Origin of the sequence: Vibrio sp. 1F169 (assembly GCF_041439605.1) — a bacterium.
Classification (GTDB): domain Bacteria; phylum Pseudomonadota; class Gammaproteobacteria; order Enterobacterales; family Vibrionaceae; genus Vibrio; species Vibrio tasmaniensis_A.
On the sequence record NZ_JBGOOI010000063.1, the window covers coordinates 1 to 21,545 of the forward strand.

General features: G+C 41.0%; 16 protein-coding genes and 2 pseudogenes. 4 read left to right on the plus strand and 14 right to left on the minus strand.

Annotated features, from left to right (window positions below; translation table 11 throughout):
- Positions 1-2,406 (plus strand): AAA family ATPase (locus ACED53_RS18480; RefSeq protein ID WP_371715283.1); only part of this gene is annotated, 2,406 nt, incomplete at its 5' end.
- A 17-nt stretch (positions 2,407-2,423) separates the two neighbouring features.
- On the opposite strand, the gene ACED53_RS18485 is transcribed toward ACED53_RS18480, so the two are convergent.
- Positions 2,424-2,783, minus strand: a complete 360-nt coding sequence (locus tag ACED53_RS18485) for a hypothetical protein (RefSeq protein WP_016790675.1) — start codon at positions 2,781-2,783, stop codon at positions 2,424-2,426.
- Positions 2,784-3,937: 1,154 nt separating this feature from the next.
- Between ACED53_RS18485 and ACED53_RS18490 the strand changes: the two genes are divergently transcribed.
- Complete coding sequence (locus tag ACED53_RS18490; RefSeq protein WP_102579932.1) at positions 3,938-4,780, plus strand: HNH endonuclease signature motif containing protein; 843 nt, start codon at positions 3,938-3,940, stop codon at positions 4,778-4,780.
- Positions 4,781-4,827: 47 nt separating this feature from the next.
- On the opposite strand, the gene dcm is transcribed toward ACED53_RS18490, so the two are convergent.
- On the minus strand, positions 4,828-6,498 hold the full coding sequence (dcm, locus tag ACED53_RS18495) for a DNA (cytosine-5-)-methyltransferase (protein WP_102579931.1): 1,671 nt from the start codon (positions 6,496-6,498) through the stop codon (positions 4,828-4,830).
- Between the two features lie 122 nt (positions 6,499-6,620).
- A complete protein-coding gene (locus ACED53_RS18500) occupies positions 6,621-7,847 on the minus strand; it encodes a type II restriction endonuclease (protein WP_102579930.1) in 1,227 nt (408 codons plus the stop codon).
- Between the two features lie 602 nt (positions 7,848-8,449).
- On the opposite strand from ACED53_RS18500, the gene ACED53_RS18505 reads away from it, so the two are divergent.
- The gene (locus ACED53_RS18505) at positions 8,450-8,956 is read left to right on the plus strand and encodes an LPD25 domain-containing protein (protein WP_102579929.1); all 507 of its coding nucleotides are present in this window, start codon (positions 8,450-8,452) and stop codon (positions 8,954-8,956) included.
- A 207-nt stretch (positions 8,957-9,163) separates the two neighbouring features.
- On the opposite strand, the gene ACED53_RS18510 is transcribed toward ACED53_RS18505, so the two are convergent.
- The 6 genes from ACED53_RS18510 to ACED53_RS18535 all read right to left on the minus strand — a co-directional run bounded on the left by ACED53_RS18510 (position 9,164) and on the right by ACED53_RS18535 (position 18,075).
- A complete protein-coding gene (locus tag ACED53_RS18510; protein WP_102579928.1) occupies positions 9,164-9,637 on the minus strand; it encodes a hypothetical protein in 474 nt (157 codons plus the stop codon).
- A 321-nt stretch (positions 9,638-9,958) separates the two neighbouring features.
- Positions 9,959-11,281, minus strand: coding sequence for a hypothetical protein (locus tag ACED53_RS18515; protein ID WP_371715284.1), 1,323 nt, complete (start codon positions 11,279-11,281; stop codon positions 9,959-9,961).
- Between the two features lie 104 nt (positions 11,282-11,385).
- A complete protein-coding gene (locus tag ACED53_RS18520; protein ID WP_102579925.1) occupies positions 11,386-12,759 on the minus strand; it encodes an AAA family ATPase in 1,374 nt (457 codons plus the stop codon).
- Entirely contained in the window at positions 12,756-14,573 is a 1,818-nt protein-coding gene (drmB, locus tag ACED53_RS18525) for a DUF1998 domain-containing protein (protein WP_102579924.1), read from the minus strand. The genes ACED53_RS18520 and drmB overlap by 4 nt, the downstream gene beginning before the upstream one ends.
- Positions 14,573-17,686 carry a helicase-related protein gene (locus ACED53_RS18530; RefSeq protein WP_102579923.1) on the minus strand — a complete coding sequence of 1,038 codons (3,114 nt, stop codon included), beginning with the start codon at positions 17,684-17,686 and terminating at the stop codon, positions 14,573-14,575. The genes drmB and ACED53_RS18530 overlap by 1 nt, the downstream gene beginning before the upstream one ends.
- Positions 17,687-17,880: 194 nt before the next feature.
- The gene (locus tag ACED53_RS18535; RefSeq protein ID WP_102579922.1) at positions 17,881-18,075 is read right to left on the minus strand and encodes a hypothetical protein; all 195 of its coding nucleotides are present in this window, start codon (positions 18,073-18,075) and stop codon (positions 17,881-17,883) included.
- Positions 18,076-18,364: 289 nt separating this feature from the next.
- On the opposite strand from ACED53_RS18535, the pseudogene ACED53_RS18540 reads away from it, so the two are divergent.
- Positions 18,365-18,694 (plus strand): annotated as a pseudogene (locus ACED53_RS18540) (IS3 family transposase); the annotation flags it as partial.
- Between the two features lie 263 nt (positions 18,695-18,957).
- On the opposite strand, the gene ACED53_RS18545 reads toward ACED53_RS18540, so the two are convergent.
- From ACED53_RS18545 to ACED53_RS18565, 5 genes and pseudogenes are all read right to left on the minus strand, one after another.
- Positions 18,958-19,083: a helix-turn-helix transcriptional regulator gene (locus ACED53_RS18545; RefSeq protein WP_371715287.1), complete on the minus strand. Its 126-nt coding sequence runs from the start codon at positions 19,081-19,083 to the stop codon at positions 18,958-18,960.
- A gap of 520 nt (positions 19,084-19,603) precedes the next feature.
- On the minus strand, positions 19,604-19,858 hold the full coding sequence (locus ACED53_RS18550) for a restriction endonuclease subunit S (RefSeq protein WP_102579920.1): 255 nt from the start codon (positions 19,856-19,858) through the stop codon (positions 19,604-19,606).
- Between the two features lie 30 nt (positions 19,859-19,888).
- Positions 19,889-20,585, minus strand: a pseudogene (locus ACED53_RS18555) (IS1 family transposase).
- A gap of 32 nt (positions 20,586-20,617) precedes the next feature.
- Complete coding sequence (locus ACED53_RS18560; RefSeq protein WP_102579919.1) at positions 20,618-20,824, minus strand: hypothetical protein; 207 nt, start codon at positions 20,822-20,824, stop codon at positions 20,618-20,620.
- 79 nt (positions 20,825-20,903) lie between these two features.
- A partial coding sequence (locus ACED53_RS18565) for a DUF1566 domain-containing protein (protein ID WP_371715285.1) occupies positions 20,904-21,545 on the minus strand: 642 nt, incomplete at its 5' end.

Below are 21,545 nucleotides of genomic sequence, written 5' to 3' on the forward strand. Positions count from 1 at the left end.
AACAAGCAAGCCGATGAGTTCACAAAGCTGGTCAATGACAGTCAGTCCAAAACAGTCAAATTGGGCGATAAAGAGCAGTTATTGTCACTCAGTGCCGGTAAACCCTTTGAACTGGCCATGAGCCAAGGTCGCATCGATACCGCTTACATGACCGATATGGTACGTCCACAAAATGACATCTTGCACAATGCACAGCAAAACACCATTGATAAACAGCCGCTCAGCGCCCTAGACAAACTCCAGCAGCAAACCCCTGACACCCAGGGCAACAGCCAGCATGTCATTTCTACGCTGGATGAAAACGACAAAGACCGACTCAGAGCGCAGCTCACCGCCACAGAGAAGCTGCCTTATGTGGTCGCCAAAGACTATTTAGAGCGCACCCCCGAAACGCGAGACAACACACTGATTATCGCGTACACCAACCAGGAGCGAGACACCATCACCGAACACATCCGTGTCGGTTTAATGAAAAAGAGTGAGTTAGGCAAAGAGAACGTCATCGCAACGAGGCTACGCTCAATCGGCGCGACGGGGGAAGAGCTCACTACCATGATGCCGTATCAAAAAGGCTTGATACTGAGCACCAAGCCCGGTGAGTACGCGGCAATCACTCACGTTGACTCTGAGCATGGCGTAGTAACACTTCAAGACGCAAGTACAGGTAAGACAAGGCCGTTCTTACCGCGTAACCGTGATCACCGTTTCACCACCCTGTTCTCTACGTCAGAAAAGCCACTTTCAACCGGCGATAAAATCATCACCCGTTTTACCGATAAAGAGCGCGGCATTAAAGCCAACGTGGAGTACCGCATCACGCAAGCGAATACAGACAGTGTTATCGCTCAATCTAAGACAGGACAAACACTCAGCCTTAACCCTAATGCGCTTAAAGACGGGCACTGGGACTACGCCTACAGTCGAACCGCAGACATGGCGCAAGGATCCACCTATCAACACGTCATTAGCGCGATACAAAGCAAAGGCGCACTGACCAACTTAAGACGCGCCGGTATCGATGTGACTCGTGCCAGTCAGCACATTCGGCTCTATACCGACAACACAAAACAATTGGTCAAAAGCTGGCTCTCTAAAGAGAGCCATAAAGCCAGTGCAATAGAAACCCTTAACCAAATCCCACCCAAAGACACCACATACTTTAACCGTAATGCTCTGCCTCATGAGGACGTCCGATTCCAAAATAAAAGCGGTGACTTTGACTACAACAAATTTAGGGAGCACATCAATACGCAACTACCCAAATACACCGAAAGTCTCGCCGTTCAGTTATTAGGCAAGCCTAACCAATCTAAATCAGACCGTGATTACTTAACCTTTGGCCTTGGTAAATCAGCCATTAAAGTCACCTTAACCGGAGAATATCGCGGGTATTTTAAAGACTACACCACAGGCGAAAAAGGCGCATTGATTAACCTAATCATGAGTCATAAGGAAATGAATTATAAAGCCGCGATGAATGAAGCGCACAAGATGCTCAATGAGCCAGATAAATATCAATTGGAGGAAAACAATAAACACGCCAAATTACTGAGCACCACCCCAAGGCATATTGCGCAGTTTGAAGAACGGGCTAAAGATTATATCAATCAAAGCTTACCGATGGATAACACACTGGCCCAAACGTACTTAAACAAGCTCGGTGTCAATAACATTGAAAATAACCAGGTTAAGTTCCACCCGGCGGTCTATTCATCCGAAGACAAATCCTTTCACCCTGCAATGCTAACCAACATCCACAATAAAGAAGGCGAAACCAAAGCCATTGAAGTGACTTATTTAGACACTCAAGGAAATAAAGATACCTCCCTAGACATTAACCCAAGAACCCTAGGCACAAAGTCCAAACAATTAACCCAATTCCATCAAGGAGAGAATTTAAACACCACCATCATCAGTACCTCAATTGAAAACTCATTCTTAATTCGAGACCAAACTCAAGGGCAGATTGATATTATTAATGTCAATCACAAGAACGACATTCAAAACATCTCTACCGATGAGCTGAGACAGAACATCATTATTGTATTAAATCATGGCAATCACGATTTAAACCCGAACAACATTGAAAAAATCGTCGAGAACTTTCATGGCCGAGACATTCAATTCATGTCAGATGATAACCTAAAAGATGACATCAAATCGTGCATTGATAAGTTAGATAGGGATAACAGCGCGCATGATATTGAATTAAGTGAAGCACACTCTTCTCATCAAGAGAATGAATTAGACACCATCAACTATAATGATAAAAAAGAAACCGACAGCCAATCACTCGAACACTTTGAGCCAAAAGAATATTCCCCTCAGCAAGAGATGGAATTTAATCAATCAGAGAAAGAGAGCCATTGGGAAGACAGAGAAATCGACAGAGAGTTAGAGCGATAATAAAAGGGTAGCTGCTGCTACCCTTTTTTTTCGCCTTCAAGATATTCATCGACGCTTTTATCAACCAAAGCGGTGTTGGATTTTCTTTGCTCAATCGAATCCGCTTTATTCTTATAATACCCCTCCCCATCAAAGCTATGCGCCAAATTTAAATTTAGCACGCCTTGTACCTGCCTAACTCTACGATACGTTTCTTCCATCAACTCACGGTTCGACGGCCGCTCATCGTCACTGTCATTCAGTTTGATACGCAACGCCAAGGTAAAAAGCTGACGAGTTGCCTCGGCATCACTTAACTTTTCTCTGTCTCTGAACTTCTTAAAATCTTGCTCTAGCTTCCCTCGAAGGGAGCTTTGTAAAGGGTAAGAACGTGACATAATTTAGCTTTTTCTCCTCAATGAATGTCAATGAAGCCCACCTTTAAGCCTCAATGAAATCCGATAAATTCTCAATGTAAACCCATTGTACTTAGTTTTGAAAAAACCGCTACAACCTTACCGATAAAGGGATAAATAACAATTTAATTAAATCCCATTGAATTTAGATTGAAATCACCACAATCCCTTACACAGAAAGGCGCCAATGATAATTCAATGTAATTACATATTTTCACACTGGGATTTCAGCGGCTAATTAGTTGAGATTTTGAAAATTTTTTCACGCTCTATTTCGCCTCCACTATTAAGCATAAGTCATTGTTTTTATAGGTTTTAAATTCATCACAGACAATCATTTAAATCGTTTACGATTTAGCGTGGTGTGTGGTGAAGAATTGAAAATACAGGGGCATCTTGGGAACGCTTTCCAATTAGTCTTTGTTTTCGCTAAGAGACTAAATTATCGATGAAAAACGCCCCTATTGGAAGGGGTTGGGGTGTAGATTTGACCACACTGTTTTTACATTAACGCCTAGTTACTCTTATACAGGGGCACTTTACCCCCTAAAGTACAGGCTAAAAATGACGAGATTACAGCTAACTGAAATTAGCGCTAGAACGCCCTTTCAATGCTAAATTGACTTTGCAGACATTACTAACAAACTTTGGGGCGTGCGACGTGAAGTCGTATGAAGCGCTGCTCACCGCTTAACGTGTGAACCATCTGTATCACCAGATGAACCTAGGATCCTAAATAAATTAGCGGCTCTGACAATGTAATGAAGAATGGTCATGACCATTCGGGATTTGAATCGTGAGAGGACAATCCTCCTGATAACCACAACCGGGTGAATGCTAGGTAGTTAGCATGATGAACATATGTGAACCCGCTCAAGGCGCGTTATGTTATGAAACAGCGGAAGTGGTTAATACGCTGTGGCCAAAAGGCATGAGAGTCGGAAGAGATTGCCCCCCAAAGCAGCGCCTCGTTCTTTGATATAACAGGTTTATTCGGGCTGTGGTATCTTCGCTTTAATAGCCATCATCACTAATTTTTATTTGCGCAGCGGTGATCGTGTCATGTTTATGCATTGTACCTCCCCCATAGAAAAAGTATATTATCCAGTAACTTAAGTAAACGTGTAATTAATTGGATGAATTATTGGATTTTCAAGCTTAGTAAACAGACACTATACCCAGATGTGCCCAGCAAGCAGTATGTTTTTGATAATACGCACTCAATAAAAGTTGCCCCTGGAGACTCATTTTTATTCTTAGATAAAACTAAAGACTATTCTTTTACTGCAGTAGGAACAGTCTCTAGGCTTGAAGAAAGAGAACCTACAGAAGAGGAAGCCTTAAGAACTAAGAACGTAAGAATTGTTTACACCGCACATTTAAATGACGTTTACTACTTTGACTCGCCTTTATGTATAGATCCTCAGAAGGGAAAGAACAATCGAAAGCGTTTAGGTATCATTGACGTTAACCTATTGGGTTGGTCTCACTCAATAGCAAAGCTATGTGATGACATGTTCGATAGAATCATAGACTTAGCCTATGAACGTAATCTATTTAATCCGAAGTTAAAAAATAGTAATACTAAGAAGGGTAATAACAATTTTGAAATTAAAGACCAGTGGGGTTTAGTCAAGCGTCGAGCTTACTTATATGATTTTTCGAGAAAGGTAAAATCTTTATGCCTGAATCAATGTGTTGTTTGTGGGTTAAATAACACCTTGTTTCTCGATGCTGCACATATTGTTCCTTATGCTATCGACAAAAAGAACAGAGCAAACCCGAATAACGGCATATGTTTATGTAAACACTGCCATATTGCTTATGACAGTCGTGTTATTGAAATCACCCATAACGGTGCGCTAACTATAAATGATGAGTCGTTTTTGTCCCATCATAAAGTATTATTATCTAAAGAACTTCGTTTTTCCTTAGTTTCTCATGCAAGAGAGTTCTTAAGTAGAAAAGCTATGTCATAAATAATATAACCTCCTAGAAATCAACGGGAGGTTATATTATTCCAGATTTACATGTGTTTTTTAATTAGTTTCGCTACTGCTCTAAACACTGGAACCACTACAGAATTACCAAACTGTTTATACGCAGATGTATCTGCACATACAATCCTAAAGTCAGTATCTGCTTCACTACGGTCAAACTCAGGCTTTTCGAAGCCCATCAATCTTGCACATTCACGCGGAGTTAAACGTCTTGGTGTTTTGTAAAGTGAATCAAACTCTGGCGCGTAGCGGCCATGTAGTTCGTCATACTTTCTCTCACCTTCTTTTAAGGCTAGCTTATACTCTTTATCACTTGTTTCTGGTTTTTCAGCAGTGTATCTATCTGCAAAAATTTTCGCTACGTTGTCACGTTCTAAGTTCTTACGTATACCGTGCTCTCGGTTATCCAATAAGTATTCAGGTTCAAGCCCGTCTTGGTTAATCAAGATCTCTGAGCCATCTTTATAATAACGAGCTGAAAGTGTTCTTGATACGGCATTAGGGTTTCTTGGGTCAACTAAGCCAAAGCCAAAGCCATTACCTTTTGCTTGGTGCTTCAATGCATAGTGGTACAGATAGCTCCAAAGGTTGGGTGTTAGTGTGTACTTCTTTTTTTCTTCGACATTGAGTGGGCATAGTATTTCAGCAAAGGTATAGCGTTTCTGTGGTTTTTCAATGTTACGCAATGATAACGTTGCCAAGCTTGGATTCGCCTGTATTAGGTCTTTACGAACTCCTACTAACACGATTCGTTCACGGTGCTGTGGAGTAAAATAAGCTCCATCTATCACAGTAGGCTCAGGTTTACGTTTGCGAACTTCTTTAATAGCTTCTTCGATATCATCATCAACGTTAGAAACATCAGCAACCCAATAGCCTGCGCGATCAAGAGAGCGGATGATTGTGGCGAATGTGTTGCCCTTGTCGTGGCTTTTCAGGTTTTTAACGTTTTCTAGCACAAAGTATTTAGGTTGACGTGTTATCAGTATTTGTTCAACGTCAAAGAATAGCGTCCCTTGGGTATCACATTCAAAACCATGCGCACGCCCTAATGAGTTTTTCTTTGAAACACCGGCTAATGAAAATGGTTGGCAAGGAAAGCCAGCAAGTAGTAAATCATGCTTGGGGATATGCTTTAAAATACTAGCTTGCTTATCTGCTTCTGTTGCACTGTCATCACCGCTTTTTGTAATTTGGGTGATGTCCATGTAAGAAGTATTTTTATCGGCGTTCTCTTTATCATTATCTAAAAAGTATGGAAGCTCGTGTTCATCCACATAGTGATTAGCAAGATAAGTACGTCGGGCAGCTGCATCCCATTCGTTGGTAAATTCGCATTTCCCACCTTGATCTTCGAATCCTTTACGAAGCCCGCCTATGCCAGCGAATAGGTCGATAAAAGTAAAACTAGGGTTATCCCAGTGGGAAGGTTTTTGCGGTAGTAATTTTTTACGTAAATCATCCAGCGCCTTCTCATGGAAGCAGATAGCACTAGACTCTGGTGATACTTTCCAGCGGTTTAGTTTTTCTCGAGATACTTCGGCGTATTGCCCGCCCAGCTGCTGAAATTTAATGGCTAAATTTTTCTGGTCGTAGATCTCGATAAGCAACTTAAGAAGTTTATTAGTTTCTTGGCGGTTATGTTCAAAACGAAGCTCATCATCTCTATCGCCTTTCAGTATCTCTTTATAGCGCATTATTTGTTCTTATCTGGGAATTTTGTGTGCACATTACCACACAATACTCCCAGTTTTAAGCTTGTTTGTTATTTATGAGGAATATACCCATGACAGTGTTAGCGCTATTTAAGTTACCCGACTTATCTTGTCAGCCCTTTTACTTCATCAATGAATTCACGGAAGGTCATTAACCATTCAGCCTGCCCTAGAAGGTAGTGTTGATGAAGATCTTCAGGGACAACCAATTGCAAATTTTTATCTCTCATTTGGTTTGTTTGGTGTTCACTAATCGCGGGTTCCATTGTAATTAGGTGTTTGTGTTCAATACGCTCAGCTTCAGCAAGCACTTGTCTCCACCTATCTTTGCAGGTCGTTTTTGCACCAAGTATTCGCAGTTGTTCTACTGGGAAATCTAGGTTTGCGTAGCTTGCGGAGTTAGGAAACAAAAAATCTGGCTTTTGCCTACCCTCTGTTTTTGCTCCTCTTTCAAAGTTAAGTCCAGAAGCAATCAAAATTTCTTCAATATGATTTTCAAAAGCGTGTCCACTTCTGCACTTTCTTCGATTTTGCACGCTTAGTGAGAAACGAACAAACTCATCTACGTCATCGCCGTTTTCGCCAAAACCAGCTCGAAGCTTTTCTTGTACTATATGTTTCTCTAATTGCCGAAAAGCAGACTCTTCAGCTTCCATCCAGTTAAACAGTGCTTGGTCTGGGTGAGATGCTGGGCATATATCCTCAGTTAAGCTTCGAGCAAAACTAGAAAACTCTCTTGTCTTTGGAAACGTAGGACCAAATCGGTCAAGGATTCTATCCAAATAATTTGTACCGTCATTGCCAACTTCGATGCCATAACGGGCAAACATGAGCCTGATAGGTGCTGCTACTGCCATGTCCATTATCACTCTAGTAAGCCCTCGTTCATTCGTTTCGGTGTCTCTTACACCGAATAGAGACCGAATTTGGAGTTCATAATCACTTTCTGGAGAACAAAATATCATTAGTAGATTTCCCTCCGTCGTTAAAGCAATCATGAAAAAATCACCAGGCTGGAAGCGGTTGCTTACATCGTTAGACTTATAATAAAGCCGCCACTCCGGAGCCCTAGTTTCATTATGATATCGAGCGTCGTACCAAGTTACTTTATCTTCACAGATTAAGGGCTGCTCATCATCTGCATCGAGGTATACCATTGTCGCTGGAATACTAATTTGACTACCGTCATTAGGAGTACCAAGTTGTCGCCCTATACCTGCAGCAACTAAGCCTCCAATTTCATGTTGGTTTGATCGCCCAGGATCAGCATCAACTACAGAAAGATACTTGAAGGCGGCAGATGAAAAAATATCAGCGAGCTGTTCGAACATGATGACTCCGGTGAAACTACAATTAAATGAAAAGTTTATTAATCAACAACTTATTTTTTGATTTAATTAAATAATCTAAGCCAGTAACGATGAAGCATAGTTACTTTCGTACTTATCATTAGTTAATACATTATAAACACCCTTAGTTGTTGATTTTTGAGATGTTTATCACGCAAGTCTGAGCTTACATATACAAGTGTTTTATAACGTTGTAATTAATGGGGTGATAGCACCCTATGGGCAACCATGCTTTATCTCGCGAACCTCTTCGCTCGTACCTCACTCCTCGGTGGCTCAACCAAGCCACTTCAATCACAAACAACGTGCTTTACGTTGTCTTGGCCGTACCGGTCACAATCAGGGCTAGACAAGCTTTCACTTTCGCGGCCAAGTGCTGTCTGAGTGTGCTTTATGTTTGTGCCCTACTCTGTCCTCGGGGTGGGTTTCAACGGTTCGTTTACGCCACTTCGATCCTCCGCCCGCAGAACTTCACTAGAAAAAGTGAAATGAACGCTACGCGCTTTTGCCAGTGAAAACCATGTGGGCTATCGGGAAGTTAGGCGAAAACGACGATGAAACCCTAACAACCCAAGGAGCCCACCATGTCACATTCCCTTTCTTTGCAAACTCACAACACTAAGCCCGCAAAAGCGAGCAACGTATCCCCGTTGCATCCGTCAGGCTCTACAACAATGAAAGTTGAACCCCTGTCAGTCTTGATTCACTGGTCTGAATCTTTCAGGCTACAAACCGATGAAGAGTTTGAGTTTGAAATCTTTGAGGCAATCGCACTTAAAGCCGCTTTGGATAATCCATTAGGCGGTTACGACAAAACAGAAGTAACGGTAAAGTTCGAAGGTGGCCATCAGCATCGATGTCGGATTGATTTAGGGTGTGGAGGTAATGAAACCGGCTTCGCTGATCATTGCTTTCGTATTCTGGAATATTCAGAATATCTAAAGAAATCAGAGCCGGATCATTGGTATCTAACCAACTCTCAAGGCAAAGAACTCGTAGTGCTATTGAAGTCGTATCAACTTAATCGCCAACAAGTGGCTAATGGTCGCCAGACCGCGTTTAAAAAAGTACGTTTGGCAAAAGGTATTTAATCTAGTTAGGGGCTTAAGCCCCTACTCACACAGAACTGTATATGAGCAGGAAATCGACAGAGAACAAGATGTTATTGCTTTAGAGTAGATTGAGTCATTCGAGTAATACTTATATGAACCTTCGATGCTTCATTTTTTGGGGGACGAATACTTAAGACTCCCCCTGAGACACTCAATAGTTAATAGATTATGCTTGTAACAATGATATTACTTGATTCTAAAAACAGAAAAGCTTTGCTGTTCACTAGGAAGAACACCTTCAAACACGTTGAGACTACCAATAGAGTTGAGCTGCTTTGTATCCATCATAGATTCAGTCCAAATCTCTAATTTTAGCTTTTCTACTCGTTCTTCACGGTTAAATAGATACTCTGCTGAATTAAACTCTGGGCAATCAAGAATCGAAATGTACAATCGATCTTGCTCCAAAAATTTTGATTCTAGTAATAGAACCAGTTCTTTTAACATCAGACGACAACGTTCTAAAACAGTAGCTCGACTGAGATACGATTCATGAGCATTGATATCAAATCCCATATCTTCTGCTATTGAGAATGCTAAATTTTCTATTTCAATTCCCGCGTCATTATCTTCAAAATCAAGATGATCTGTATTACCTTTATAAGCAAATGCAAAAAGCGCTATGGATTGTAAAAGTTTTTGTTTTTCAATGTCTTTCATGTCATACCGACCTTTTAATATAATTGAAATATTGTACCACATTAAATTGAAGTTCACTTACGTGCAAGTATATGATCAACAACAAATAAATTCAGATAAGAAACCAGAGAACATACGAATAGGCGAGTCTATTTTGATCTTTGTCCGAACAACTATCAAAAGTAGCAATGACCAAGCAAGCATCAATCATCTGAACTTTAAAGTTAAAGTCGACTAACAGTCTAAAAGGCAGGTTTCGAACATTTTGTAGAAGTGATAGTAGCTTGGGCTAAGTATTAAAGTGCATGGCTAAAGTTAGCTCTTTAGCCATGCTTGAGATTATCAAATAATCTTACTCGATTTTTGAGCTACTTTAATACTGATCAAAAGAGACAATATACCTTCAAAATAGACATGAGCTTCAGGGTCAGTCAACCATTCAAGTGGCAAAGTTAAAAGTAACCCGTGGGATTCAATTAACTCTGCACGAACAGATGAAGGTAAGTCTTTTTGGATCGCAAGTAGGTTTAGAGCTAACTGGCCCTTAAGTTTATCTAGGCCTTTCTCGCCGTTGGCATCAATCAATCGCCACGCAAATAATTCACCTGCCTTGTATACAAGAGCCAAATCAAACCCCGACATAGGTTTGACATGCTTAAGACTAAACAGGTTTTCCGTTTCACAATTAAGCCAAGGAACTTCTGTTAGCGAGAATTTATCATTGCATTCAATTTCAATCTTTTCTTCTTCGGGCTCGAATGTGGCCTCTACGTCTATTGTTATTTCATTATATAAACTTGCGTTCAATAGTTGTAGTTCAGCTCTTTCTTTTAGTTGCTTTCTATCGTCAGCACTTAAGTAACTGTATCCAGTTCGAGCTAATGCGAATAGGTTAGCGAGTGCATAAACATCTTCGCCTAGCCCTTCACCTAGATTGACTTTCATTGCATCGATGTTTTGTTTTTCTGGGTTTAACAAAACCAAGATCATAGCTCTCAATGCAACATTAATTTCATCTGTATAGATAAGTTTAACGTCATCATTGTTTATGATCTTTTCTGCAGTTTCTACCCAACGATCGACATCTTGAGAGGCTATATTTTCAGTAATAACTAAAGCCTTAAATTTCTCAACCACTTCGCTTAGCTGCCAACCATTATCAATATTGAAGTCACAGCATATTCTATAGAATATAGCGGCAATTTTTAGCTGTTCTTGGTCTCTCACATAGTGACTAAGGTTTGCTTCAAGTAATCGTTCCGGGTTGCCTAGATACTGCTTTAACTCACTTGAGAAGTCGTTTGAAGACAGTAAGGTACTATGAGTTGCGGCGATAATAGCGTCGTTAAAGGCCATCTTTTTCGAAAACAAATGTTTCTCGACTGTTGGAGGTTCTGCTATATCTAACGGCAAAGTTACATTAGCTTCATCATTCTCAAGAACATAGCACTCCATAGAACTTAAATCGTAGTTCTCATAACTTCGATCGATAAACATGTCTAAGCTATCTTGGTTGGTAAAACCCAATTTCGTAATATTGGAGAATGGCTGATAAAGAGATGTTAGTTTGTCTTTCAATCTTAGAACGACAACTTTCTCATCAATCAAATTTTGAGCGATCATTGATTGCAGTTCAATTTCTGAAAAAACCTTTTTTTCGTTCACTTCAAAGCAAAGTTCAAGAGGTAACAACTCATAAGTGAGAACATAACGACTTAGGTTTCGTTTTGGGAGCATGACATAGCACGGTGAGTTAGAGTTCATTTCCATTATTTCTGTTCTCTATAATCTATTAGTCCTGATGTTTTGCTCGGGAAGTGTTCAAAAAAAGCAGGATTGCAATTCGTACTTCCGTTACACAAAAAGACAAGTTCTTCACGAGCTCGAGAGCACATAACATATAAGTTCATTTTAAACGTTATGAGGTCTGCATCGTCAACAGCAAATGATTGTAATTGAGGAATAAAAACGGAATCAAACTCCAAACCTTTACAACTTTTACGATGCAATACAGTAACGACTCCTTGTTTATCAAACAAAAGATTTTCGCTACTTCTAGGATTTTTACTACTGTATGATTGTACAGTATAGTTAGGAAGTTGTCGTTCTATTTCGTCCACGAAAAGAGATCTATCAATATCATTATCAACAATAACTCCTACCTCGAGAGCTGCTCTATTTCTCAATGATCGGCATATATACTGAATTTGCTGTTCGGTATTACCCATTATCACCAACTGAGGTATGTTTCCTTGTCGATCTGGTAGTTTAGGAACGCCCGTTGGCAAACCAACATAAAAATGGCTTGCCACTTTTGCTATTTGACTGGTGCTCCTGAAGTTTTTAGTCAAACTAAATTCACGGTCAGGTTTATTTTTCAATTTTAGAGCTGTACGAATATCATCTAAGCTTGAGTGTCTCGACTCTTCTAAGCGTTGATTTTCATCAGCTAGTATTGTTAACCCACCATGCTCCAATTGTTTTGCACTAAGGCGTAAGAATGAAAATAACCCAGGTTCAAAATCTTGTGCTTCATCGATGATTAGATGCCCCCAGTCAATCAAATTATCTGGATCTTTCTCCAAGTATAGGTCTCGCATCTCTAACCAATCAAATTGCCACTGAGTTTGTCTTGGAGGATCGAATGATGTCCCAGTCCAGGCACTATAAGCATCAGGATTTCGGTCATACTTTTCTTTAGAGACATACCACATCCCCTTTTTATGGGTAAATGGATTAATCTTATTCCATTCGAATTGACCACCTATTTTTTTTAATTCATCTTTGTCTTCATAGGGGCAATTGAGGTACGCCTTATCTCCCTCTACAATTAAAGTCTCAGTATCAGATGCTGAAATCTTCTGTTGGCGCCACCATTCGGGAAGCCATGAGTGCATTGTTTTAGACTGAACTTTTCCTTCAATTTCACTCGCTACATTTTCTGTGTAGCGCCTCAATACACGATTGAACATCAAGACCGTTACTTCTTTTCTTTTCTTTGATAAGAGGTTCGCCCGCAAAAAAGCTATTACTGTTTTTCCGGTCCCGGGAGGCCCAGTGACCAAGATACTTCCATCTATAGGTGCATCTTCAAAAATATCTTGTTGTTCTTCGCTGATTTGTCGAGTGTTAGGCATTCTCATGACGCGATTTCCTTTTGTGCAGAAACAATCGCTTGGCTAAAGAAACCTTCATATTCATCGTTCCCGATTAATATTGTTCTATCTAACAGTAGGTTGTTATTTTCACAACTTGTTTCGGAAATGATTGAACAAGAATGGCAAGCCGCTTGATTTAACCCCATAACACCCACCTCCTGTTTTTCACCACATACAGGGTCATTTGAACACCAGTGAGCAGTTTCTAAGGAAGCTAATATTGCAGGCAAAAGTCTGTTCACATCACCCTGTTGAACTAGACCACCTAAACTACCTTCAGAGTCCCCCTCTGCAGTGTAAATAAGTAGCCCTGCTTGCTCTTCATCAGCGTAAATTCGTTCTCTTAAAGAGCCACTAGAGTAGCCACTTTCAAAACTTAATTGTCGTATCAACAGGTGTGCTAATGTATGTAAAATAAGAAACTTAGCACTTGGTTGAGGTAAATAAGTTGAACTCAACTCCGCGTGATACCGGTTCAATGTTTCGAGTCGTTGCCTCAATTTTAGCGGTAAATTCTGTTGCCAAGCATTAATAACAGCCAAGTTCATTTCTATGAAAATACCTTCACCAAAAACTTCGGTAGCTGGTAGCCAAGAACGGCTTTCAGTGCTGGTTTTAGGACTTACGATGTTGTCGCTGGGAGATACTCTTTCAAAACCACAAAATGCACGTACTTCACGCAATTTTTCTAATAAAACAACACGTTTAATAATCTTTGTAAAACTAGACATTGGAGGTGAATCGAAGCTCGCGAGCTTTGCTTTAAAGTTCGGCGTTTCTTTACTTTCAATATCTGGCGAAGATAGGATTTCCCACTCCGCAACTCTTAAATCTTCATCTTTAGGAATCTTAAATGTTCTCTGCTCTCGCTCTTTCGTATTCACGGCACTTAAAACATCTTCGATGGAAATACCTAACTCTTCTGCAATTTCATCAGCAAAAAACTCTACTCTGCGCTCCTTTTTATCAGCCAGAGCTTTCATTAAGTCATCAAACTCATCAGTTTCTTTAATACGTGCATATAGTTTATTACCGGAGCTAGATGGAGAGTGCGGGATATCCAGTGCAGAGCGAACAATGGAGTAATACAGGTTACTCGCGCCCCGTTGCAATACATGTAATGGTTCTTCACAGAGTTGTTGATCGATAGGCTTATATTCCCATGGCTGAGTATCTTGACATTTAACGCCCGCTAACCCGTTTTGACTCATGATCTCTTTAAGAGAGTTCTTAGCTCCACACTCTGGGTTCTTACATTCAATGTATAGCGCATCAAGGCCACTGCCTAATTCTGGATTAGACAAAAAATACAACTCAGGATGTTCGCATGTTTTATGCTTTCCTGATTTATGGGCCCAGTAAACCCAAGGGACATCTTGTAAATGTCCATGCTGACAAGCAGCGACGAACCTCATCGGCGCTAATTCCTTTTTCTTACACGCTGAGTTGGCGCAAACGGGAATACCTTCAGCATTCACTTTTCCAGTTTCATTTTTCCACAATTCCATTCTTTTACAGCGTGGGCAAAACATCCACTTTGGAAAACGTACTGTCATAAGAGCGTTATGTGGACCAATATCATCTTTCTTAGTAAATCTATTATTGATTACTGGAGGTTTTTTCAATGCCCATACACCGGCCTCGCTAGATAGTCGGTCTAACTTGATTTCATCTAACCTTTTAGGCCAATGTATTGGATCTGCCAAAACTAAAGACTCATCACCAATCTCTATCACAGAGCCTGGACCAAATGGCGTAATAAGTTGGGAACTACGATATGAACGATTAGAGCTAGCCACTAGCGCTCTCCTCTTACAAATAGGTGTGTTTCAGTATCTACATTGCGCATAGAATTCAAAGTACGCCATGCCTCATCATGTTGAGAGCTTTCAAAAGATTGAATAAGTGGCTCAAACTGCTTACCACCATCATAGTGTGTTAATGGTTTTGACGTTCGATTACACCTTTCTAACCATTGACTAACCAAAGATTCTAGAAAGTCGAGTGTTTCTAATTGCTCAGCTTTCGACATTCCTTTCATCGCCCGCTGAATACGCGCCTGGAATGCTTTATAGATCTGTACAAAATCTGGGTGATGTACATCGAGATGTTTTGCACTCTCATTTTTTCTTAAGTAGCCCGTGATTCGCACTGCAGCAATAAGTGATGCATGTAATGCACGCTCAAGAGCAGGCTTGACCCAAGGAGTCACACTGGTGGGTTCAACATAACGATAAAGTGCTTGGTGATAGCTCTTAAAGGTTTCGTAGTGTGAACGATCACGAGGTTTAGTTGGTGAATACTGCGTGATAACAATACCCGGTGGCCGCTTTTTGTTACGACCTACACGACTTGATGCTTGAATGTATTCTGCTGTTGATTTCGGCTGCCCTGCAATTAACATCATACCCAGTCGCTCAACATCAACACCGACCGAAATCATGTTCGTACATGGAAGAATATCGATCGCCTCAGGCGTTTCTTTTTCTAACCTTGCTAGAACCTCAGGAATCTTTGAACCTTTGACTCCAGCACTTAATTCTTCAACATTAGACACCGTTCTCGTGTCGTACTGGTCTTTTGAAATAACCTTGATACGCTCAGGAATATCATCGCGACCTAAAGTCATCGTTTTACCAAGCTCTCTTCGGCTATTGTGATAAATAGGAAGCGTCCAATAACTATCTAACAGCGTGTCTTTAAACCCTAATTCATACGGCGCTAAAAGGGCTGCCGAACTTGTTTGTACAAGTGATGTTTGTCCTGTATGGCCAGACGGCATAACACCAAGATAAAGTCGCCCCGGCTTATTTTCTTCTTCTTTTGAAAAAAACGAATCAGCCTGATCTGTACCAGAAGGAGGGAATATATTTACTTGTCTTCCAAATAGTCGAATACTTTGCTGCTGTGCAGCTCGAATCGTTGCAGTCGCAGCTATTACCTTAGGCCTATGGCCTAACACTTCCATTATGGTGTCAAAGCCAGCCTCATAAATACCAGCAATAGTTCCAAGTGGGCCTGAGATAAGATGAAGCTCATCTTGAATGATCAATGATGGTGGCTGTACTTTTTTATCACCGAAGAATGCAGCCGCTCTTTCTTGCCAAGTCAATCGCGCAAATTTATCGATAGTACCAATCAGTAAACTAGGGGGCTTCATGTATAACGCATCATCGACAACTTGGATTGGTAAATGACGGTGGAAATCACACTCATGACTAGGGCAAAAAAACTCAAATTTATTGTCTGGGTTGGAGCGAATTCCATATGAATTACAATCAGAAGAGTAATATTTAGGAACAATCTCAGTACCACACCAAGGGCAAACTTGAAGTTGAAAACTATTTTCGGGCTCAGGGTCATCTCGCATAATCATGACTTTATCGTGAGCATCTTGAAAATTATTAGGGGTACTATCTTTTCCTGCCCATAATCCAAGAGAAAACGATTCATTACCTAAGCGTTCATCAGACTTTCTAAGTTTTTCCAAAGCGCAAATTAAGCTCCCTGCTCGCTGGAACTGTTGCGAAGTCAACAAGCGCAGAGTATAGCGCTTGATCACAGCGGTCCCTCCACCTTTTTCACCTAAGGTTAGGCGACGGTGGATCAATTCCCACGCAGCTACTGCTAAGTAAGCCTCTGTTTTACCACCACCAGTTGGAAACCATAATAGGTCCACTTCCTCATGCGATGCAGGAAAGTCGCCGGTACTTTTGTTTGGAATAATAGATTCAAGGACCAATAGCTGAAACGCCAATTGGAATGGACGCCATTTAAAGTTTTTGATGACTTCGTTCGAAAAGTATTCTGGAGCCTCATACGGAGTACCTTTAGTTTTTGCTTCACCCGCATACTTTTTCCCGCTGTGGATCATTTGCATTAACATCGCCTTATTGGCAACTCTAAATGACTCCATAGCTACTTTGGATTGTCTTAGACCACTGACACCACCACTCATTCTAGCTGCGGCATTTTTTAGTCTTTCAATAATGCGACTTTTAGCGCTTGAGAATCGCTTATCTAATACTTCATTCTCAAGTTCAGTTATCCAAGAACGATACGTATCAATGAGTTTGTCATAACCATCAAGCAGTTCTTCATTTGTCGCAGAAGAGGGGTCTGCAATCTTTGTAATACTAAGAATGCTGCTGTCAAGATCTGGATACCTTTCCGAATCGATATCAGTGCTAAAGTCTTTAACCTCGTGGGATGGTATTGTCTCCGTAAATAAGCAGTCTGGTATTCCTCTGTCATCAAATGACCAATCTACAGCAACACCGTGACCTACGGCCCATGGTATTCGTTTTCGATACGTGAGATTCAACTCTTGCTGCTCATCATCTAACTTAAAGCGATCACTACTAGGGTACTCTTGAATATTACCTTCAAGTACAGTGACCTTAATTCCGCATTGGAATAAGCACTTTTCAGGGTCTAAACGCTCACCAGAACTCGCATTATTTGAGAGTGCTATTGTCACGATTTTTCCCGAGCTTAAAGGGCGTACTTTAATATCTAAACGAGCCTTTCCGTCTAAGATGACTTTCTTTTGCGTTATTAGCTCTTTTATCGGTTCTTCATGAAATAAAGGGTGACGCTGCCACTCTGAGAAGGCCTTTTTAGTATAACGGCCAGCATTAATATGTAAGCATAATGACGAGTTAGATTGAACAGCAAAGGAAATCGCCATTGACGAAGGTTTAAAATCATTTGCTAGAGCTTCTGAATTTGAATCAGCACCAGTGCTATCATTAGAGTCGTCAATGCAAGCTGCCACAGGGAATAGAGTCCCCATTAAATAGCGCTTTTGAGGGGCATCATTTAGCTCCTCATTTTCTCCATTAACAGGACCAATAAGCTGCGACTTTAGATAACCAACCAGTTCATGCCTGGCTTGAGTAAACTCATTCATTGTTGTTCTCTATACTTAAGATGGGGGAACATCAGACTTACGAAACACCGTTCCATTTGTGGGTATTATTCCAGATTAATAGCTTGCATCAATCTTTAGTTGTAATTAATCACCTTTTATATAACGGACACTACTCAACTAATTGCAAATCAGAAAGTGAAACGCCATAAGGATGTGATTGCCCTTGAGTTATGTTACTTTTTGCTGAAGTAACTTCTACCTGAGTCATGCGCGCCCCCTTCTCTAAAACTACCCGAACCACGCCCCCCTTTTTGTGCAGCTAAATCAGGGTATTTCTTTAAGGCTTCAAGCTCTTTTTCTGCAATTTCTTTAGTTGTTGCCTTCGGAACCTCAGTTCCTTTTTTAAGGTCTCTGATTGATCTAGACATTTTTCAGCGCCCATAGTTAGTAAATTTAGGAATAATACAATGACATGCATATTTATTATTTGACTAAACTCACTATGAAACAAAGTTCTACAGAAAAGATAGTAAACCCAGAAAAATAAACTCCTTTAATTTTCACCAGCAACATCAAAAATCGAGGTATATACTATTTGGACCCGCACCAGCAGTTTTAGACACCGAGTTAAATCAATACAATCACTAACGAAGTGAACCACGGCAAGCAAGAAGAAACGTATTACCCATTACCCTAAAATTAAAAGCAGAAACCCTGAAACTGGCAGAGCACGCAAAAAAGCTAGAAAGCGTAAAAAAGGCCGCCACCTACTTCACAAAAAATCTAAAGTAAATTGCTATGAATTTATGCTCGAATACTTGCAGAGTTTCAGTATGGTCCGCATGTGCAAGGTGTTCAGAGTTGAGTTTCCCGAGGTGGGTTTTATTACTGGGTTGAGAATCGCCACAAGGCGCTTCAACACGAGGTAGCTCACCAAACGCTTGATATAAAGATCAAAGAAACCTTTGATGTTAGCAAAAACATGATGACTCAAGACAAATTCAGAAGGGATTGGCTGAGAAAGGTGATAACCAAAATGTTGGGACAACGCTTGTGTTGAGAACTTCTTCCACTCTATGAAAATGGAAGCGATCAAATATGAGCTGATAATGACGTAAGACGAGATGCGCTAAACGGTCTTCGTGTACATAGAGGCTAATTTATAATCGGAAGAGAAGTCATAGTGCTCTTGAGTATCTAAGCCCAATGCACCTTGAAAAGCAAAATGTCTCTTAGTTAAGCGTCCAGTCAGGCTGAATCAGAGTAATTTATCTAGAGAAAAGGGGCTGCGCTAGATCTATTGCACGCCCCTACCTAGTAGCGTCATACCACCTATGTACCTCTTGCTCGCTCCAACGAGGAGAGCGCTTTGAAACCATGATCGGTTTCGGGAATGCTTCGTCCTGTCTCATTCTCCAAAAGGTAGTTCGACTAATATCAAAGGCTCACACACAATGTAGGACTAGGGAAAATATGAGGGGATCCGTCAGAGCCTTGCTAAGATGCGGCTAAATCGCTGGACCTAAGCAAAGCGACTGTAATCACTAAACTCAACCGAGCCGAAAGTGCCAAAGGTTAGCTGTCACTATTAAGCAATTTGTTAGGCTTTTTCAATCTCAAATGCCTGCTCAATTAGTGGCAAGCACAATGAATGAAACCACTCTTCAGCAATTTTAATTTGCTCGATCTCTTTTCCATTTACCATCATTTCACGGTAATCTTTAGGGTGTGTAAGTCGGTTCCTAATTGCGACGCTTTTTCTAAACTCATTAAAACCGTTATGTAGCTAGTTCACAGACGATCATGCTGACGACGATCATGCTGACACGCCTCTGGACATAAATAAGTTTCGGAAAACCGATACCCCCAGAGTGCAAGAGACTGATGAGGTTCGGTTGCAATAGAGAACTGGGCGTTGGAAGTGATTGGGATGGCTTTAAAATAGTTGGTAATAAGCTAGGCTTGATTTGTAGCAACTGGAATTTTATTAATTGCGACTCTACCTGCAGTATCACCATTACCATACATAACGATGATTACCGAGTTTTCCGGTATTAACTTTGCGGTAGACTTCGTTATGGCATCTTCAGTGATGTAGGTCTCAGTAGAAAAAACCTTACAATTATTCACTTCCTTAGTTTTAATCCAAGGTACTGTCCCGTCGATATAAAACTCTTTAACTCGTGTACTTGGAGTCCCTCCAGAACACACTTTTGTAGGTCGTGACGCCAATTATTTGATTTAGTGGTAGAACTCTCGCTCAATGAAAGTCCCTATCACTTTATCGTGCATTTCTTCCGATTTCGAGAAGCCGATAGTTTTACGCACTAAACGTTTTAATCTGGAACGCAAAGTCAAATTGGTTCGTTCAATCCGCTGAGTGAACCTTTTCCCTACAACATGTTTTTCTTTTGGCAATTCTTTCGAGTAGACGCTGAAATCATCGGTGAAAAAGAAACTGATGTCGAATGGCTTAAGTAAAGCGAGTAACGCTCGCAGCTCATCTGTATTGCGCTTACCAAAGGCATGAGCAATGATGCGTTTATAACCGGACTCCAATGCATACCAAAGCCAACGACGATTTTTTTGTTTCCTACGAATGACCACTGTTCATCGACCTCACAGATGAGAGAGATGTTTGCTCTATCGAAAGGTATTGAGGTGACTTGTTTCGGCGAGAGTTTTTTAAAGTGCGCAGTACCGTGTTATAGCCAACTTTTAAGACACGACTTGTTTCTCTTACACCAGAGCTATTCATCGCCATATCAATGATTTGCTCTTTGACCTTAGGTTTATATGCCTCGTAAGCATAATCAAGTTGAAATGAGCGTTTGCACTCAAGGCAACGAAACCGCTGAAAGCCTGACACACCAGTACCATGTTTACGAACATACTCCGTTTGGTTGCAAAACCGACAGTTAACTTGAATAGTAGCCATAATTTTTAATTCAGAGTTGAGGGACTACCATTCTAACTCAAGCTCACCATGCTGGAGTCATGACCCAATTTCTTAACCTTTTTCTTTAACACCTTCAATGTCGGTAATTGGCCCTGTTTAGATACCCACTGCTGCCAACCAAAGAGTGATTGCTCATAGAAACGTACAAACATCCCCTCTTTTATGCCAACAATACGTTGACTGCTTTCAACCAATACTAATTTAGTTTCAATATTCACTTATCTTCCCCCCCTAAAAAAGTGCCAGATGCAACTCTGGCACTTCAAAAACTAAAATTAAAACGTTAAACGCTCAACTTTAAGGATTTGAGACGCAGGATACGTAGCCCGTGAGGCTCGGCTGGTTGCTGAAGACGTAGCCATTGACGAGGTCCACGTCGTAATAGAGAGAACCATTAGGAGTCGCCGACCAATAGTAGTAGTTGGTCGGCCAACCGCGCGCGATAAACATCGGGCCGAATGCGTCGTATAGCTCCGTTTTTAACTCGTCTCTTGTCGCTAAACGCCAGTTAGTTCGTCCGCCGAGACTATGGGTGTTGTAGGTAGTACACAGTGCATTTGCGTTATTCCAGTCGAATAGGTAAAAATCACCACCAACTGGGCCGGAATTTCCGCTTTCAGTATGAGTACCGTTTGTAGCACTACCGCCAATGCTGTCTAGATAGGCCGCTGATGGTGAATTGGTAAGCAACTTACCACTACCTCTATCGTAGATATCAATACATGTACCAGCCAAGTTACACACATTCACCTCCACCGTATTACTGGGGATGCCATCTTTGGTGGCCGTGAGTGTCGTACCACCCGCTTCAACCGCAGACAGTAAACCGGTTGATGACACGGTTGCCGTCGCTGTATCGACAGGAGCCCACGTCACTGAGTTAGAGATGTCAGACGATGTTGCATCACTGAATGTCGCTATTGCGGTTAACTGGTCAGT